Annotated in this window: 15 protein-coding genes; 10 read left to right on the forward strand and 5 right to left on the reverse strand. The window is 69.2% G+C overall.

Features of this window, described 5'->3' with window-relative positions; translation table 11 throughout:
* Nucleotides 1–120 precede the first annotated feature (120 nt).
* The 3 genes from AC3WLY_RS15870 to AC3WLY_RS15880 all read right to left on the reverse strand — a co-directional run bounded on the left by AC3WLY_RS15870 (nucleotide 121) and on the right by AC3WLY_RS15880 (nucleotide 3,187).
* Entirely contained in the window at nucleotides 121–1,083 is a 963-nt protein-coding gene (locus AC3WLY_RS15870; protein ID WP_034179216.1) for a LysR family transcriptional regulator, read from the reverse strand.
* A gap of 188 nt (nucleotides 1,084–1,271) precedes the next feature.
* Entirely contained in the window at nucleotides 1,272–2,348 is a 1,077-nt protein-coding gene (locus tag AC3WLY_RS15875; RefSeq protein ID WP_492310211.1) for a porin, read from the reverse strand.
* A 344-nt stretch (nucleotides 2,349–2,692) separates the two neighbouring features.
* Nucleotides 2,693–3,187, reverse strand: a complete 495-nt coding sequence (locus AC3WLY_RS15880) for a hypothetical protein (protein ID WP_034179218.1) — start codon at nucleotides 3,185–3,187, stop codon at nucleotides 2,693–2,695.
* A 347-nt stretch (nucleotides 3,188–3,534) separates the two neighbouring features.
* Between AC3WLY_RS15880 and AC3WLY_RS15885 the strand changes: the two genes are divergently transcribed.
* From AC3WLY_RS15885 to AC3WLY_RS15910, 6 genes are all read left to right on the forward strand, one after another.
* Complete coding sequence (locus tag AC3WLY_RS15885) at nucleotides 3,535–4,569, forward strand: bile acid:sodium symporter family protein (RefSeq protein ID WP_175963758.1); 1,035 nt, start codon at nucleotides 3,535–3,537, stop codon at nucleotides 4,567–4,569.
* 272 nt (nucleotides 4,570–4,841) lie between these two features.
* Complete coding sequence (locus AC3WLY_RS15890; protein ID WP_492310210.1) at nucleotides 4,842–6,692, forward strand: EAL domain-containing protein; 1,851 nt, start codon at nucleotides 4,842–4,844, stop codon at nucleotides 6,690–6,692.
* A 378-nt stretch (nucleotides 6,693–7,070) separates the two neighbouring features.
* The gene (locus tag AC3WLY_RS15895; protein WP_072437468.1) at nucleotides 7,071–8,090 is read left to right on the forward strand and encodes a LacI family DNA-binding transcriptional regulator; all 1,020 of its coding nucleotides are present in this window, start codon (nucleotides 7,071–7,073) and stop codon (nucleotides 8,088–8,090) included.
* Complete coding sequence (locus tag AC3WLY_RS15900; protein WP_175963755.1) at nucleotides 8,087–9,367, forward strand: AGE family epimerase/isomerase; 1,281 nt, start codon at nucleotides 8,087–8,089, stop codon at nucleotides 9,365–9,367. Before AC3WLY_RS15895 ends, AC3WLY_RS15900 begins: the two co-directional genes overlap by 4 nt.
* Nucleotides 9,364–10,272 (forward strand): carbohydrate kinase family protein, encoded by a 909-nt coding sequence (locus AC3WLY_RS15905; protein WP_492310209.1) that lies wholly within the window; start codon nucleotides 9,364–9,366, stop codon nucleotides 10,270–10,272. Before AC3WLY_RS15900 ends, AC3WLY_RS15905 begins: the two co-directional genes overlap by 4 nt.
* Nucleotides 10,273–10,397: 125 nt before the next feature.
* On the forward strand, nucleotides 10,398–10,619 hold the full coding sequence (locus AC3WLY_RS15910; RefSeq protein WP_072437474.1) for a hypothetical protein: 222 nt from the start codon (nucleotides 10,398–10,400) through the stop codon (nucleotides 10,617–10,619).
* Between the two features lie 25 nt (nucleotides 10,620–10,644).
* Here AC3WLY_RS15910 and AC3WLY_RS15915 read toward each other — a convergent pair whose 3' ends face one another.
* Both AC3WLY_RS15915 and AC3WLY_RS15920 read right to left on the reverse strand, forming a co-directional pair.
* Nucleotides 10,645–10,839, reverse strand: coding sequence for a DUF2905 domain-containing protein (locus AC3WLY_RS15915; RefSeq protein ID WP_006484654.1), 195 nt, complete (start codon nucleotides 10,837–10,839; stop codon nucleotides 10,645–10,647).
* 7 nt (nucleotides 10,840–10,846) lie between these two features.
* Nucleotides 10,847–12,043: a class I SAM-dependent methyltransferase gene (locus AC3WLY_RS15920; protein ID WP_175963753.1), complete on the reverse strand. Its 1,197-nt coding sequence runs from the start codon at nucleotides 12,041–12,043 to the stop codon at nucleotides 10,847–10,849.
* A gap of 13 nt (nucleotides 12,044–12,056) precedes the next feature.
* On the opposite strand from AC3WLY_RS15920, the gene AC3WLY_RS15925 reads away from it, so the two are divergent.
* The 4 genes from AC3WLY_RS15925 (at nucleotide 12,057) to glmU (ending at nucleotide 15,766) form a co-directional block, all read left to right on the forward strand.
* Nucleotides 12,057–12,800, forward strand: a complete 744-nt coding sequence (locus tag AC3WLY_RS15925) for an SDR family oxidoreductase (RefSeq protein WP_175963752.1) — start codon at nucleotides 12,057–12,059, stop codon at nucleotides 12,798–12,800.
* A 75-nt stretch (nucleotides 12,801–12,875) separates the two neighbouring features.
* A complete protein-coding gene (locus AC3WLY_RS15930) occupies nucleotides 12,876–13,280 on the forward strand; it encodes a dihydroneopterin aldolase (RefSeq protein ID WP_072437480.1) in 405 nt (134 codons plus the stop codon).
* Entirely contained in the window at nucleotides 13,277–14,269 is a 993-nt protein-coding gene (ttcA, locus tag AC3WLY_RS15935) for a tRNA 2-thiocytidine(32) synthetase TtcA (protein WP_034179228.1), read from the forward strand. The genes AC3WLY_RS15930 and ttcA overlap by 4 nt, the downstream gene beginning before the upstream one ends.
* 135 nt (nucleotides 14,270–14,404) lie before the next feature.
* Nucleotides 14,405–15,766, forward strand: a complete 1,362-nt coding sequence (gene glmU / locus AC3WLY_RS15940; RefSeq protein ID WP_492310208.1) for a bifunctional UDP-N-acetylglucosamine diphosphorylase/glucosamine-1-phosphate N-acetyltransferase GlmU — start codon at nucleotides 14,405–14,407, stop codon at nucleotides 15,764–15,766.
* Nucleotides 15,767–15,801 lie beyond the last annotated feature (35 nt).

The raw sequence follows: 15,801 nt of genomic DNA on the forward strand, positions 1-15,801 counted from the left end.
GCGGCCATTGCGGCCGCATTCGCCGCCGCCGCCGCCGCCAATCCCGTCGGACCAAACAAAAAGCGCGAACCGAACGGTTCGCGCTTTTTGTTTCATCGCCCCGCCGCCGCGGGACACGGCTCAGCCCGCGCGCTTGATCCGTGTGATCGGCAGCACGCGCAGGCGCGACTCGATCGACGGGCACAGCGACTGGCCTTCGAAACGCGCCGCGAGGAAATCGACGAACGAACGCACCTTCGCGGATACGTGACGGCGGCTCGCGTACACCGCATAGATCGGCGCCTCGTGCGGCGGCACCGAATCGAGCAGCACCGGTACGAGCCGGCCGGATTCGATGTCGTCGCCGACCACCTCGGTGCCGAGCAGCGCGATGCCCGCGCCCGCGAGCACGGCCGCGCGCAGCCCTTCGAGATGGTTCACGATCAGGTTGCCGTTGAGGGTCACGCGCGACGCGGCCGCCGCGTCGATCACGAGCGAGTCGAGCATCGTCGAATTCGAGTCGCGCCGCAGGTAGTTGTGATGCGCGAGATCGGCGATCGTCGCGGGCGTGCCGTGCTTGTCGAGATACTCGGGCGACGCGACGAGCAGGATGTGCGCGGTCGCGATCTGCCGTGCGACCAGCGACGACGATTTCAATCCGTTCGGCGCCGCGCGCACCGCGACGTCGTAGCCTTCCTCGATCAGGTCGACCACGCGATCGGATAGCGTCATGTCGACGGTCACGTCCGGGAACCGGCCCGCGTAATCGGTGACGGCCTGCATCACGTGCCGCAGCCCGAACGCGGACAGCGACGTCACGCGCAGGCGGCCCTGCGGCACCACGCTCGCGGCGCCGACGGCCTGCCCGGCTTCGTCGAGTTCAGACAGCGCCTGCACGAGGCGCTCGTAATATTCGCGTCCCGCCTCGGTAGGCGCGACGCGGCGTGTCGTGCGATGCAGCAGCCGCGCGCCGAGCTGCTGCTCGAGATGCATCACGTGCTTGCTCGCCATCGCAGCCGACATCTGCATGCGCTCGGCCGCGCCGACGAAGCTGCCCACTTCGACGACGTAGCGAAACACATTCATGCTGACGAGGGTATCCATCGAACTAGCTCGTAATGACGGGGGAATGGTCCAATTACGAGATAGGGTAACAAAGGCGAGGAAACAGAAAGGTCAACAAAGGCAAAACGAACGGCGCCGCGGGGAGGCGGCGCCGTTTCGGGCGGGACAACATGTAGCCGGAACGCGCGATTTCCGCGCGCGTCCGGCGCGCCGATCGCGTGTGCGCGTCAGAACTTCGCGCGGATACCTGCGCCGAACGTGTTGCCGGTCGACAGGCCGCTGATGTGGTCGTTCATGTACGCGGCGTAGACGTCCGTGCGCTTGGACAGCGGGTAGTCGTAGCCGACGGCCCAGGTCTGGCGAGTCTGGTCGAGGCCGCCCGCGTCGCGCGAATACGCATACGACGCCATCGCGTTGCCGACGCCGAGCGGCACCGACACGCCGCCCTGCGCGGTGTTCACGTGCCAGCTGCCCGCGACCCGGTCATTCTTCGTATACATGTACTGGCCGAACAGCTTCACGACCTTCAGGTCGTAGGTCGCGCCGACCAGCGCGATGCCCTGGCTCTTCATCCCGGCGACGAGTGCGCTCAGGTCGCGCGGGCCGTTGTTGAAGTTCACGTACTGATACATGGCAGTCGCCGCGAACGGGCCGTTCGCATAGTTGAACTGCGCGCTCCACTTCTTCGAGCCGTTGTCGCCGGCCTGGTTGCCGAACGCGTACATCGCGCTGCCATTCAGCCCGCCGAACGAAGGCGACGTGTACGACACCGCGTTGTTCCAGCCCGAATCGCCGACCGCGCCCTGGTCGCTCGGATAGGTCGGGAACGTGCCGAGGCCGAGGAACACGTGGTACACCATCGGCGAGAAGGTGTACGAATCGTAGAACGGGTTGAACAGGATCGTCGACAGGAACAGGTGCGTCGTCAGGCGGCCTGCCGTCACCGTGCCGTACGGCGAGCTGATGCCGACGTACGCGTTGCGGGCGAAGAACGTGTCGCCCTGGAAGCGGCCAAACTGGCCGTTCTGCGCGCGGAAGAAACTTTCCAGCGTGAAGATCGCCTTGTAGCCGTTGCCCAGATCCTCTGCGCCGTGCAGGCCCCAGTACGACGTCGACATCCCGCCGCCCGACACGTTCCATGCGCGATCGCCGCCCGGGAACTTGGTCGCGCCGACCCATTCGTCTACCTGACCGTAGAGCGACACGCTCGATTGCGCATAAACGGGTGCGGCAGCCGCCGCACAGGCGGCCGCGGCGATCAGCTTGACGGACGTGCGCGACGTACGGCGAGCGAATGCTTTCATGGGATCTCCAGGTTTTGTCGAATGGTCGATAAGTGGCGCGAGCGTTGTTTTTTGGAGCCGAGTGCTTGCGTCGTATGGGGCGCAGCCATCTTTACGGATCATTTGTCCGGTCAAAATTGCGCACACTTATTGCCGGTATAGCGCCAGCATTAACTTCGCGGAATCGATACGTGGCGGGATGCACCGCGGTGGCCCCGCGCAAAAGCGGTTGCGCGACGGGACGGCGGCGTGGTGCACGCGAGCCGGGCGCGAAAGATAGCGCAATGCGACGGGAAAATCAGCGGAAATCTGCGCGCGACTGTGGCGAATTCGCATCAGCCGGCGGGGGACGAGCGCGCGGGCGCTCAGTTTCGATAGAACGGGGAGAAATACGGCGAGTGCGAGGGCTCTTCCTGCGAACGGGGCGGCGGCATCGGACGGCCGCCGCGCTCCTCGTTGTAGCGCGCGACGTCGGCTCGGATCGAACCGGCGCGCAGCGGCACGTTGCCGCCGCCCGGCGGGCGCGGCATCTGGCGCGCGTCGGCGCTGATCGGGCGATACGGGCTTTGCGCGGCGTAATGACCGTACGACGGCGTCGGCCGCAGCCCCCAGCGGGAGCCGTAGCTGCTCACGCCGCCGGCGCGTGCACCGGCGGGGGGCGGAACGCGGCGCCAGACGGGCCCGCCACCGAACCCGCCGCCAGCCTGCTGACCGTACGCACGCATGTCGCCGCCACCGAAACCGTGGCCGCCGAACCCATGACCGCCGTGCGGCGGCTGCGCGAGCGCAAGCGGCATCAGCAGCGCGCCGAGCACGCCTGCCACCCATCGTCCGATCTTCCGTTTCACACGTTCCGTCATCGTTCAGTGCCTGTCCACGCCTGCCGCCGGCTCCTTTCGGCCGACGCAAGGCTTTCAGCAGTAATTTATGAGCGGCCCGAAACTGTGTCGAGCCAAAAAGTGTTAGGTCGCCGGCATCGGTGTAACACCATGTTACTGCTAGGTTTTTTCACTTCAGGGCGCGAACGCGACAGAACATTCTTCTGCCGTTTTGCGCATGGCCGTGGTGGGTGCGGCGGCCGTTGTCGCATGCAGTCGATTCATCAATCGATTCTCACAATGAATTTGTGTAGTGAATGGCCAACCGGGACAATAGCGCCATCCGCGCGCGCGACGCGCGCCTCCGTCGTTTCCGAATCGAGTTCCCGATGGCCCGTCCCCGTTTTCTTCCCGACAACTTCACGCTCGCCCTGGTCGGCACCGTCGTGCTCGCGAGCCTCCTGCCGTGCCGCGGCCCGGCCGCCCACGCGTTCAACTGGGCGACCAACATCGCCGTCGGCCTGCTGTTCTTCCTGCACGGCGCGAAGCTGTCGCGGGAAGCGGTCGTTGCGGGCGCAACGCACTGGCGGCTGCACGCGGTCGTGCTGCTCAGCACGTTCGCACTGTTCCCGCTGCTCGGCCTCGCGCTGAAACCCGTGCTGCAGCCGCTCGTCACGCCGGCGCTTTACGCGGGCGTGCTGTTCCTGTGCACGCTGCCGTCGACGGTCCAGTCGTCGATCGCGTTCACGTCGATCGCGAAGGGCAACGTGCCGGCCGCCGTGTGCGCGGCATCGGCGTCGAGCCTGCTCGGGATCTTCGTCACGCCGGCGCTCGTCGGGCTGATGATCACGTCGCAGTCGGCCGCCGCCGCGTCGCCGTGGAGCACCGTCGGCAGCATCGTGATGCAGTTGCTCGTGCCGTTCATCGCCGGCCAGTTGCTGCGGCCCGCGATCGGCCGCTGGATCGAACGCAACCGCGGCGTGCTGCGCTTCGTCGACCAGGGCTCGATCCTGCTCGTGGTCTACGTCGCGTTCAGCGAAGCCGTCAACGAGGGCCTGTGGCACCAGATTCCGGCGCGCGCGCTCGGCGGCCTGCTGATCGCCAACCTCGTGCTGCTCGCGATCGCGCTGCTGCTGACCGCGTTCGTCGGCAAGCGGCTCGGCTTCAACCGGGCCGACCAGATCACGATCATCTTCTGCGGATCGAAGAAGAGCCTCGCGGCCGGCGTGCCGATGGCGAAGGTGATCTTCTCGGCGAACGCGGTCGGCGCGATCGTGCTGCCGCTGATGCTGTTCCACCAGATCCAGTTGATGGCGTGCGCGGCGCTCGCGCAGCGCTGGGGCGCGCGCGACACGAGCGGCGAGCGCGGCGGGCAGGATGGCGCGGCATCGGCGCCCGGCGCGCTGAACGCGGGCAAGCGCTGACGGGACGGGAGGCGGGACGGTCACTGGATGGTGGCGCTTTCCGCCTTTCCGCCTTTCCGCCTTTCCGCCTTTCCGCCTTTCCGCCTTTCCGCCTTTCCGCCTTTCCGCCTTTCCGCCTTCCCGCCTTCCCGCCTTCCCGCCTTCCAAACGCGCACCGAGGCGCGCCCGACGCGATGCACCATCAGCGCCCATCGCGTCATGAAATCTTCATTCAATTCCCCGCGATCGGTGCCGTTAAGCCGGATATCCCGTCGATTCGGCTGCCCTCGCCCATGCCCGCGCTCCACTCCGACTCCGCTGCCGCCAGTACCGCGCGCCTGATCGCGGATCGCGCGCTCGCCGCCGTTTTCCAGCCGATCGTCGATCTCGGGTCGGGGACGGTCGTCGGCTACGAAGGACTGATCCGCGGCCCGCGCGGCACCGACCTCGAGGCGCCCGCCGCGCTGTTCGCGCAGGCCGCGCGCGAAGGCGCGACCATCGCGCTCGAACAGGCCGCCGCGCTCGCCTGCCTCGACGCGTTCGCGGCGCTCGGCTGCGACGGCAAGCTGTTCCTCAATTTCAGCGCCGGCACGATCCTGCAGCTCGCCAGCGAACGCGAGCGCGCGCGCCATTTTCTCGGCCGCGCGCGGATCGGCGCCGAGCGCATCGTGATCGAGCTGACCGAGCAGAACGCGATACCGGATGTCGCGCACTTCGGGCCGGCGGTCGCGTCGCTGCGCGATGCGGGCATCCAGTTCGCGCTCGACGACTACGGCACCGCGAACGCGAGCATGAACCTGTGGCTGCGCCTGCAGCCGGACGTCGTGAAGATCGACCGCTTCTTCATCCACGACATCGCCCGCGACCCGCTCAAGTTCGAGGCCGTGAAGGCGATGCAGCACTTCGCGCAGGCGAGCGGCGCGCGACTGATCGCGGAAGGGATCGAGAACGAGTGCGACCTGATCGTCGTGCGCGACATGGGCATCTGCTGCGTGCAGGGCTTCCTGCTCGGCCGGCCGGACGCGCAGCCGTCGCGGGTCGTCGCGCCGGCCGCGCGCGACGCGATCCGCGCGCCGCACATCGCGGTGTTTCCCGGCGCGACGCGCACCGTGCGGCCGGCCGGCACGATCGCCTCGAAAATGCTCGTCGCCGCGCCGGCACTGCCGCGCGACGCGACCAGCAACGACGTGCTCGACCTGTTCAACCGGATGCCCGACCTGCACGCGGTCGCGCTCGTCGAACGCGGGCGGCCGGTCGCGCTCGTGAATCGCCGCGGCTTCATCGACCGCTTCGCGCTGCCGTATCACCGCGAGGTGTTCGGGAAGAAGCCGTGCCTGCAGTTCGCGAACGACGCACCGCTGATGATCGACAACGCGACGACGTTCGAGCAGCTCGCGATGCTGCTCGCGAGCCACGACCAGCGCTACCTCGCGGACGGCTTCGTGATCACCGAACACGGCCGCTACGTCGGGCTCGGCACCGGCGAGAGCCTCGTGCGCGCGGTGACCGAGATGCGCATCGAAGCCGCGCGCTACGCGAACCCGCTGACGTTCCTGCCCGGCAACATTCCGATCAGCGCGCATATCGACCGCCTGCTCCAGCGCGATGCCGGCTTTCATGCGTGCTATGTCGACCTGAACCAGTTCAAGCCGTTCAACGACCAGTACGGCTACTGGCAGGGCGACGAGGTGCTGAAGTTCGCCGCGACGGTGCTGGCCGGCGTGTGCGACCCGCAGCGCGACTTTCTCGGGCACGTCGGCGGCGACGATTTCCTCGTGCTGTTCCAGCGCGACGACTGGCACCTGCGCGCGACCGACGCGATCGCGCGCTTCAACGACGGCGCGCAGCGCTTCTACACGCAGGCCGACCGGCAGGCGGGCGGGCTGCGCGGCGAGGACCGCCACGGCAACCCGGCGTTCTTCGGCTTCGTGACGATGGCGATCGGTGCCGTCGGCGTGCCGGCCGGCGCGCACGGCGCGAAGCGCTACGGCAGCGACGAGATCGCGTCGGTCGCGGCGCTCGCGAAGCGGCGCGCGAAACAGCAGCCGGGCGGACTCGCGGTCGTCGATCTCGACGCGGGCCGCGCCGCGCTGCGCAATCGCGGCGAACCGCCGACGGTGGCGGCGACGGTCGCGGCGGACTGAACGGCGGGCAATCGTCGAGCGCGGATACGGCTGCGCTCCGGGCGACGGAGACGGGCATCCGCCCGTCAACCAGCCGAATCGTTGCGCATCGGCTGCCGGCCGCCCGTGCAGGCCGCCGGGTACGCTGCGCGGACGCTCGAAACAGCCCGTTTTCCAGCATATTCCCGCCCCTTTGCCGCCCGCCGCCCGCGCCGCCGGGCGCACGCACGACCACCTTGCCTTTTTCGCGTTTTGTTTAGTATTTTTAGTAACGGCGTTTTCGCAGATTAGCGCTTAAAAAGCCGTTATTCACGGGTATTCCCCGGTTATCCGGCCCGAATTTCGCGATATGTTTTACTATACAATCGCTTTCACCCTAAACAAACCGAACCCCGAACGATGGGCACCACCATTCGCGATGTCGCGCGGGCGGCAGAGGTCTCGATCGGCACCGTCTCCCGCGCGCTGAAAAACCAGCCGGGCCTGTCGGAAGCAACGCGAGCGCGCATCGTCGAGATCGCGCAGCAGCTCGGCTACGATCCCGCGCAGTTGCGGCCGCGCATCCGCCGGCTCACCTTCCTGCTGCACCGCCAGCACAACCGCTTTCCCGCGAGCCCGTTCTTCTCGCACGTGCTGCACGGCGTCGAGGACGCATGCCGCGAGCGCGGCATCGTGCCGACGCTGCTCACGGTCGGCCCGAACGACGACGTGCTGCGCCAGATGCGCCCGCACGCGCCCGACGCGATCGCGGTCGCCGGCTTCATCGAGCCCGAGACGATCGAGGCGCTCGCCGCGACCGGCCGGCCGCTCGTGCTGATCGACCTGTGGGCGCCCGGGCTGCGCTCGGTCAACATCGACAACGCGACGGGCGCCGCACTCGCGATGCGCCACCTGCTCGCCACCGGCCGCTCGCGGATCGCGTTCATCGGCGGCTCGCCCGCGCACTACAGCATCGCGCAGCGCGCGATCGGCTACCGGCGCGCGTTCTTCGAGGCCGGGCGGCTGTTCGATCCCGCGTACGAAGTGACGATCGACGCGGGGCTCGACCCCGACACCGGCGCCGCGCGTGCGATGGAGCAACTGCTCGACGCGCCGGGCCCGCGCCCCGACGCCGTCTTCGCATACAACGACGCGGCCGCGCTGGCCGCGCAGCGCGTGTGCACCGCGCGCGGCCTGCGGATTCCGGACGACATCGCGATCGTCGGCTTCGACAACATCCCGGCCGCCGCGCACGCGAGCCCGCCGCTCACGACGCTCGCGGTCGACAAGGAAGCGCTCGGCCGCCGCGGCGTCGAACTGCTGCTCGCCGAAGCGCCCGAGCGCACCGAGATCTCCCTGCCCGTCGAGCTGATCGTGCGGGCCAGCAGCCAGCCCGCCGGCTCTCCGGCACTCGATACCGCCACGGTCACCGAATCATGAACATGCCCCCGGTCCAACCCTGCACGGCCGCGCCGGCCGCCCACACGCAAGCCGCGCCGCTCGTCGCGAATTTCCGCGATCCGTCGTTCCTGCTGTCGCATATCGAAGACACGCTGCGCTTCTACGCGACGAATGCGTACGACCCGACGGGCGGCTTCTATCACTACTTCCGCGATGACGGCAGCATCTACAACCGCACGTCGCGCCACCTCGTCAGCAGCTGCCGGTTCGTCTTCAACTACGCGATGGCGTACCGGCATTTCGGCGACCCGCGTCATCTCGACTACGCGCGCCACGGGCTGCGCTTCCTGCGCGACGCGCACTGGGACGACGAACTGCAGGGCTACGACTGGGAACTCGACTGGCGCGACGGCGCGAAGCGCGCGACGCTCGACGGCACGCGCCACTGCTACGGGCTCGCGTTCGTGCTGCTCGCAGCCGCGCACGCGACGATGGCCGGCATCGACGAGGCGCGTCCGCTGATCGCGGCGACCTACGAGCTGGCCGAGCACCGCTTCTGGGATGCGGCCGCGGGCCTGTATGCGGACGACGCGACGCCGAACTGGATCGTGTCGTCATACCGCGGCCAGAACGCGAACATGCACATGACGGAGGCGCTGCTCGCGGCCTACGAGGCGACCGGCCACCTCACGTACCTCGATCGCGCGGAAAAGCTCGCAAGCCACATCACGCAGCGCCAGGCCGCGCTGTCGGGCGGGCTCGTATGGGAGCACTACCACGCGGACTGGTCGGTCGACTGGGACTACAACAAGGAAGACAGCTCGAACATCTTCCGTCCGTGGGGCTTCCAGCCCGGGCACCAGACCGAATGGGCGAAGCTGCTGCTGATCCTCGAGCGGCACCGCCCGCTCGACTGGCTCGTGCCGCGCGCGGCCGAGCTGTTCGACGCGGCGCTCGCGCACGCGTGGGACGCCGATCACGGCGGCCTGTACTACGGCTTCGGCCCCGACTTCACGATCTGCGACCACAACAAGTACTTCTGGGTGCAGGCGGAAACCTTCGCGGCGGCCGCGATGCTCGGCGCGCGCACCGGCAGCGAGCGCTTCTGGGACTGGTACGACGAGATCTGGCGCTATAGCTGGGCGCATTTCGTCGACCACCGCTACGGCGCGTGGTACCGGATCCTCACCTGCGACAACCGCAAGTACAGCGACGAGAAGAGCCCGGCCGGCAAGACCGACTATCACACGATGGGCGCGTGCTACGACGTGCTCGCGACCCTCGCGCGCACGGCGCGCAGCGAGCCGACGCAATGAGCGGCGGCACGTTTCCGGCTTTCGTGTCGGCGGGCGACATCCTGACCGACATGGTGCGCGCGGGCGATGCGCAGTGGACGTCGGTGCCTGGCGGCGCCGGCTGGAACGTCGCACGCGCGGTCGCGCGGCTCGGCGTGCCGAGCGCGCTCGCGGGCTCGATCGGCGAGGACTGCTTCTCCGACGTGCTGTGGCGCACGAGCGAAGCGGCCGGGCTCGACCTGCGCTTCCTGCAGCGCGTCGCACGGCCGCCGCTGCTCGCGATCGTCCACGAGACGCGCCCGCCCGCGTACTTCTTCATCGGCGAAGCGAGCGCCGATCTCGCGTTCGATCCCGCGCGGCTGCCGGCCGGCTGGACCGGCCACGTGAAATGGGCGCATTTCGGCTGCATCAGCCTCGTGCGCGAACCGCTCGCCGGCACGCTCGTCGCGCTCGCGGCCGACCTGCACGCGCGCGGCGTGAAGATCAGCTTCGATCCGAACTACCGGAACCTGATGACGGCCGCGTACCGGCCGACGCTCGCGAAGATGGCTGCGCTCGCCGACCTGATCAAGGTGTCCGACGAGGACCTGCGGCACCTGTTCGGCGGCGACGGCCCCGACGCGGTCGCGGCGGTGCGCGCGCTGAACCCGCGCGCGTCCGTGCTCGTCACGCGCGGCGCGCAGGCGGCGACGCTCTACGCGGACGGCGACGTGCACGAGGCCAGCCCGCCGCGCGTCGAGGTGGTCGATACCGTCGGCGCGGGCGACGCGTCGATCGGCGGCATGCTGTTCAGCCTGATGGCCGCGCCGCAGCGAGCGTGGCGCGAGCATCTCGCGTTCGCGCTGGCGGCCGGCGCCGCCGCATGCCGGCACACGGGCGCGCACGCGCCGACGCTCGACGAAGTCGTCGCGCTGATCGAGGGCTGATCGTCGAGGGCTGATCGAACGGTGACCGAGCGCCGCGACCGGACACCGTTCGGTCACCGATAAGCCGCGCTGTACATGCTGCGCCGCAGTGCTACGATGAAGTGTCCTTTTGCGGGAGAGGCACGATGGACACCAACACGTTCACGAAGGGCATCTACACGGCCAAGGCGCATACCCAGCATTCGGCCAACGGGCAGTTCCAGGGTTACGTGATTCTCTCGAAGGACGACGGGGACGACACCGAGAACACGCGCTACGACGTCCACTCGACGAGCCCCAGCGAGGAAGAAGCGTTCGACGAGGCGAAGGCGCTCGCGCACCGGATCCTCGGCGAGATCGAGCTGTAACGCGCACCGCCCTTTCCGGCGCGGCTCAGAGCAGCCGCGCCACCATCGATACCAGCATCGTCAGCACCAGCGTCGACATGAACGGGAACGGGTAGCGCCGCCCGCCGAGCGTCAGCGTGACGTCGCCCGGCATCCGCCCGATGCCGAGCTTGCCGAGCCACGGCCAGCAGCGCGTCAGGATCATCACCGCGACGAACGACGCCATCAGCCAGCGCAGCATGCCGGCCTCAGAGCACGTGCGAGCGGTCGCCGCGCGCGAACGCGTCGAGCGTGCCGTCGATGCCGCGCGAAAAGGCGATCACCTTGAACAGCTCGCCCATCTCGGCTTCGGAGATCAGCTTCTGCACCGCGTTCGCGGCCGGCAGGAACTGCCGGATGTCGGACGGGTCGATCGCGGCCAGCGCGTCGGTGATGCCCGCGTTCAGCAGGAAGCGCGCCTGCGACGTGTAGCCGAGCAGGTCGGCGCCGGCGGCGACGGCCGCGTCGTAGATGCCGGTGAATTCGACGTGCGCGGTGATGTCCTGCAGGCCCGGGTACAGGAACGGGTCGTCGTGTGCGTGGTGGCGGTAGTGGCACATCAGCGTGCCGCGGTCGCGCTGCGGATGGTAGTACTCGTGCGCGGGAAAACCGTAGTCGACCAGCAGCACCGCGCCGCGCGCGAGCATCGTGCAGACGGTGCGCGTGAACGCCAGCGCGGCCTCGTGCGTCTCGGTCACGTAGCCGTCGGCGACCTCGGCGTCGAGCGCCGCGAGCACCGGCGGCCGGCTGGCCGGCGCGGCCGGCCGGTCCTCGAACACGAACGCGTGCCGCGCGTCGAGCGCGACGCCGCGCTCGTGCCACGCGCCGTCCGCCTTCGCGAACAACCGCACCGGCATCGCATCGAGCACCTCGTTGCCGACCACGACGCCCTCGAACCGCTCGGGCAGCGCGTCGAGCCAGCGCACCTTCGCGGCGAGCGCCGGCGCGGCGGCCGCGATCGTATCGCGCTGCCGTTCGCGCAGCTCGCCGGACAGGTCGACGATCAGGTATTCGTCGAGTTCGACGCCCAGCGCGTCGAGCGCCGCGAGCAGCCCGGCCGCGAGCTTGCCCGTGCCGGCGCCGAATTCCATCACGCGGCGCGTGCCGCTCGCCGCGAGCGCTTCCGCGACCGGTTGCGCCAGAGTTTGCGCGAACAGCGGCGACAGCTCGGGCGCGGTAACGAAGTCGCTGCCGTCGTCGGCGCGGCGCCCGAACTTGCGCGCGCCGCCGCTGTAATAGCCGAGGCCCGGCGCGTACAGCGCGCGCTCCATGAAGCGGTCGAACGGCAGCCAGCCGCCGGCCGCCGCAATCTCGTCGCGCAGTTGCGCGGCAAGGGTTTCGGACTGCGCGAGCGCGTCAGGGCCGGGAGCAGGTAAACTAGCGGGTTCGTGAGCTTTCGGGTTCATCCCGGCATTGTAAATGACCGTTTCAGCCGATACGTCGACCCTGCGCGTGGTGCTCGTCGCGGGCGCCCTGGGCAGCGCGGCCGACGCCGCGTCGATCGGTCGTGCGCTCGCGACGGAATTCGCGCGCCGCGGCTGGGACGTCGCGCTGCAGCGCAGCCACGGCGCGCCGCGCGCGGCCGCCGATGCAATCGTCGCCGAAGTCGCGGCGCTCGGCCGCCATGCGGCCGTGCTCGACGCCGATCTGGCCCTGGAAGCCGACGCGGCCGCGCTGGTCGCCGCGTGCGGCGCGGCGCTCGGCCGGCCCGCGTGCGCGGTGTTCGTGAGCGCCAGTGCGGGCGCCGACGACGCGCACACGGTGGACGGCGCGTCGCTCGCCGGCGCGCTCGCGCGCAATGTGACGGCGCCGCTCGCGCTGGCCCGCGCGCTCGCCGATGCGACGCCCGACGCCGCGCGCGAGCACGAAGCGCTGCGCGCGTGCGCGATCCACGTGCTGGACCAGGCGCTGTTTCACCCGGCGCCGGCGCAGTTGTCGCACGCGCTGATGCAGGCCGCGCTGAACCGCGCGACGTCGGCGCTGGCGCTGGCGCTCGCGCCGAAGGTGCGGGTCGCGGCACTGGTGCGCGGCCACGCGGCACACGCGGACGACATCGCGGCGGCCGCCTGCTATCTCGCGAGCGCGCCCGGCGTCACGGGCGCGACGCTGACCGTCGACGGCGGCGAGCACCTCGTGCCGCCCGCCGCCGGCCCGAATGAATGAACCGCGGGCGCGCGGCCTGACTGCCGCCGCCCGCGCCGCTTTGCGTGCGCGCACGCCAATTTGACTGGGACGACCATGTTTTCCGCTCTCCTGCACCCCCGCCTCGCGGATTGCCGCAGGCTCTACCTGCGCGATTACGAGGTGCACATCAACATCGGTGCCTTCGAACACGAGAAGCGCGGCGAGCAGCGCGTCGTCATCAACGTCGACCTGTTCGTGCCGCTCGCGCTGTCCACCCCCGTCGACGATCGTCTCCATGAAGTCGTCGACTACGACCTGATGAAGCAGAGCGTCGCGCAATGCATGGCGCGCGGCCACATCCACCTGCAGGAAACGCTGTGCGACGCGATCGCCGCGCACCTGCTGGCGCACGACGCCGTGCGCGCGGTACGCGTCTGTACCGAGAAACCGGACGCCTATCCGGACTGCGACGCCGTCGGCGTCGAAGTCTTTCGCATCAAGGACGAGGAGCGCGCATGAACGCCCCCCACATGAACGACACGGCGGCCGACGCCGCCACCCTCGACGCGGCCGCCCCGGCCGGCCGCCAGGCGCTGACGCGCCGCGAGCAGAAGGAAGCGTACGAGAACAACAAGCTGTTCAAGCGGATCGTGCGCCAGGTCGGCCAGGCGATCGGCGACTACAACATGATCGAGCACGGCGACAAGGTGATGGTCTGCCTGTCGGGCGGCAAGGACAGCTACGCGATGCTCGACGTGCTGCTGCGCCTGCGCGAGCGCGCGCCGATCGACTTCGACATCGTCGCGGTGAACCTCGACCAGAAGCAGCCGGGCTTCCCCGAGCACGTGCTGCCCGAATACCTGAAGCAGGTCGGCGTGCCGTTCCACATCGAGAACCAGGACACCTACAGCATCGTCAAGCGGCTCGTGCCCGAAGGCAAGACGACCTGCTCGCTGTGCTCGCGGCTGCGCCGCGGGATCCTGTACCGCGTGGCCGGCGAGCTCGGCGCGACCAAGATCGCGCTCGGCCACCACCGCGACGACATCGTGCAGACGCTGCTGCTCAACATGTTCTACGGCGGCAAGCTGAAGGGGATGCCGCCGAAGCTGCAGTCGGACGACGGCAAGAACATCGTGATCCGCCCGCTCGCGTACGTGAAGGAAACCGATCTCGAGAAATACGCGGAGCTGCGCGAATTCCCGATCATCCCGTGCAACCTGTGCGGCAGCCAGCCGAACCTGAAGCGCGCGGAAATGAAGGCGCTGATCCGCGAATGGGACAAGCGCTTCCCGGGCCGCGTCGAGAACATGTTCAACGCGCTCGCGAAGGTCGTGCCGTCGCACCTGATGGACACGACGCTGTTCCCGTTCACGTCGCTGCGCGCGACGGGCGTTGCCGATCCGCAGGGCGATATCGCGTTCGACGAGGAACCGTGCGCGTCGGGCGACGACGCCGCGGCGCCGGGCGCCGCCCAGCCGATCTCGATCGTCCAGTTCGACGACCTGTAAGCGGGGTCGGAAGACCCGCCGGAACGGGGCGCCGGCCGCCCTTTCCGGCGCCGCCGGGCCCGCGCGGCGGGCCCGGAACGGCGGGGGCCGCATGCTAAAATGGACGGCTTCGAACTCCTCTGACAAGCTGGCGCCATGAATATCGTGATTTTGGCGGCAGGCACCGGCAAGCGCATGCGTTCCGCGCTGCCGAAAGTGCTTCACCCCCTGGCCGGCAGGCCGCTCCTCTCCCACGTCATCGACACCGCGCGCACGCTGCAGCCGTCCCGGCTCGTCGTCGTCGTCGGTCACGGCGCCGAGCGGGTCCAGGCTGCCGTCGCCGCGCCCGACGTCCAGTTCGCGGTGCAGACCGAGCAGCTCGGCACCGGCCACGCGGTGCGCCAGGCGCTGCCGCTGCTCGATCCCGCGCAACCGACGCTCGTGCTGTACGGCGACGTGCCGCTCACCCGCGCGTCGACGCTGCGGCGTCTCGTCGACGCCGCGCGCGACGGCCGCTACGGGATTCTGACCGTCACGCTCGACGATCCGACCGGCTATGGCCGCATCGTGCGCGACGCGGCAGGCATCGTCACGCGCATCGTCGAGCAGAAGGACGCGTCGCCGGAACAGCTGAAGATCGCCGAAATCAACACCGGCATCATCGTCACGCCCACGGCCCAGCTGTCGATGTGGCTCGGCGCGCTGAAGAACGAAAACGCGCAGGGCGAGTACTACCTGACCGACGTCGTCGAGCTCGCGATCGAGGCCGGTTTCGAGGTCGTCACGGCGCAGCCCGACGACGAATGGGAAACGCTCGGCGTGAACAGCAAGGCGCAGCTCGCCGAACTCGAGCGCATCCACCAGCGCAACGTCGCGCAAGCGCTGCTCGTCGACGGCGTCACGCTCGCCGATCCGGCGCGCATCGACGTGCGCGGCACGCTGCGCTGCGGCCGCGACGTGTCGATCGACGTGAACTGCGTGTTCGAAGGCAACGTGACGCTCGCCGACAACGTGACGATCGGCGCGAACTGCGTGATCCGCAACGCGTCGGTCGGCGCCGGCACGCGCATCGACGCATTCACGCACATCGACGGCGCCGAGCTCGGCGCGAACACCGTGATCGGCCCGTACGCGCGGCTGCGCCCCGGCGCGCAGCTCGCGGACGAAGCGCACGTCGGCAACTTCGTCGAGGTGAAGAACGCGGTGATCGGCCACGGCTCGAAGGCGAACCACCTCACGTATATCGGCGACGCCGACATCGGCGCGCGCGTGAACATCGGCGCGGGCACGATCACCTGCAACTACGACGGCGCGAACAAGTTCCGCACCGTGATCGAGGACGACGTGTTCGTCGGCTCCGACACGCAGCTCGTCGCGCCCGTGCGCGTCGGCCGCGGCGTGACGATCGCGGCCGGCACGACGATCTGGAAGGACGTTGCCGACGGCCTGCTCGCATTGAACGAGAAGACCCAGACGACGAAGAGCGGCTACGTCCGCCCGGTCAAGAAGAAAAGCTGAACCCTTTGCGGGCGCCCCGGCGGCGCCCGCGTCGA

The organism is Burkholderia sp. FW306-1C-G01B, from assembly GCF_058781685.1.

Excerpts from the sequence above, each read along its gene's own strand:
- AC3WLY_RS15890 (WP_492310210.1), top strand. The coding sequence starts at position 4,842 with ATGCCCGCGCTCCACTCCGACTCCGCTGCCGCCAGTACCGCGCGCCTG.
- AC3WLY_RS15880 (WP_034179218.1), bottom strand. The coding sequence starts at position 3,187 with ATGACGGAACGTGTGAAACGGAAGATCGGACGATGGGTGGCAGGCGTG.
- AC3WLY_RS15910 (WP_072437474.1), top strand. The coding sequence starts at position 10,398 with ATGGACACCAACACGTTCACGAAGGGCATCTACACGGCCAAGGCGCAT.
- AC3WLY_RS15925 (WP_175963752.1), top strand. The coding sequence starts at position 12,057 with ATGACCGTTTCAGCCGATACGTCGACCCTGCGCGTGGTGCTCGTCGCG.
- AC3WLY_RS15875 (WP_492310211.1), bottom strand. The coding sequence starts at position 2,348 with ATGAAAGCATTCGCTCGCCGTACGTCGCGCACGTCCGTCAAGCTGATC.
- AC3WLY_RS15900 (WP_175963755.1), top strand. The coding sequence starts at position 8,087 with ATGAACATGCCCCCGGTCCAACCCTGCACGGCCGCGCCGGCCGCCCAC.
- AC3WLY_RS15920 (WP_175963753.1), bottom strand. The coding sequence starts at position 12,043 with ATGAACCCGAAAGCTCACGAACCCGCTAGTTTACCTGCTCCCGGCCCT.
- AC3WLY_RS15885 (WP_175963758.1), top strand. The coding sequence starts at position 3,535 with ATGGCCCGTCCCCGTTTTCTTCCCGACAACTTCACGCTCGCCCTGGTC.
- AC3WLY_RS15915 (WP_006484654.1), bottom strand. The coding sequence starts at position 10,839 with ATGCTGCGCTGGCTGATGGCGTCGTTCGTCGCGGTGATGATCCTGACG.
- AC3WLY_RS15895 (WP_072437468.1), top strand. The coding sequence starts at position 7,071 with ATGGGCACCACCATTCGCGATGTCGCGCGGGCGGCAGAGGTCTCGATC.
- glmU (WP_492310208.1), top strand. The coding sequence starts at position 14,405 with ATGAATATCGTGATTTTGGCGGCAGGCACCGGCAAGCGCATGCGTTCC.
- AC3WLY_RS15870 (WP_034179216.1), bottom strand. The coding sequence starts at position 1,083 with ATGGATACCCTCGTCAGCATGAATGTGTTTCGCTACGTCGTCGAAGTG.
- AC3WLY_RS15930 (WP_072437480.1), top strand. The coding sequence starts at position 12,876 with ATGTTTTCCGCTCTCCTGCACCCCCGCCTCGCGGATTGCCGCAGGCTC.
- AC3WLY_RS15905 (WP_492310209.1), top strand. The coding sequence starts at position 9,364 with ATGAGCGGCGGCACGTTTCCGGCTTTCGTGTCGGCGGGCGACATCCTG.
- ttcA (WP_034179228.1), top strand. The coding sequence starts at position 13,277 with ATGAACGCCCCCCACATGAACGACACGGCGGCCGACGCCGCCACCCTC.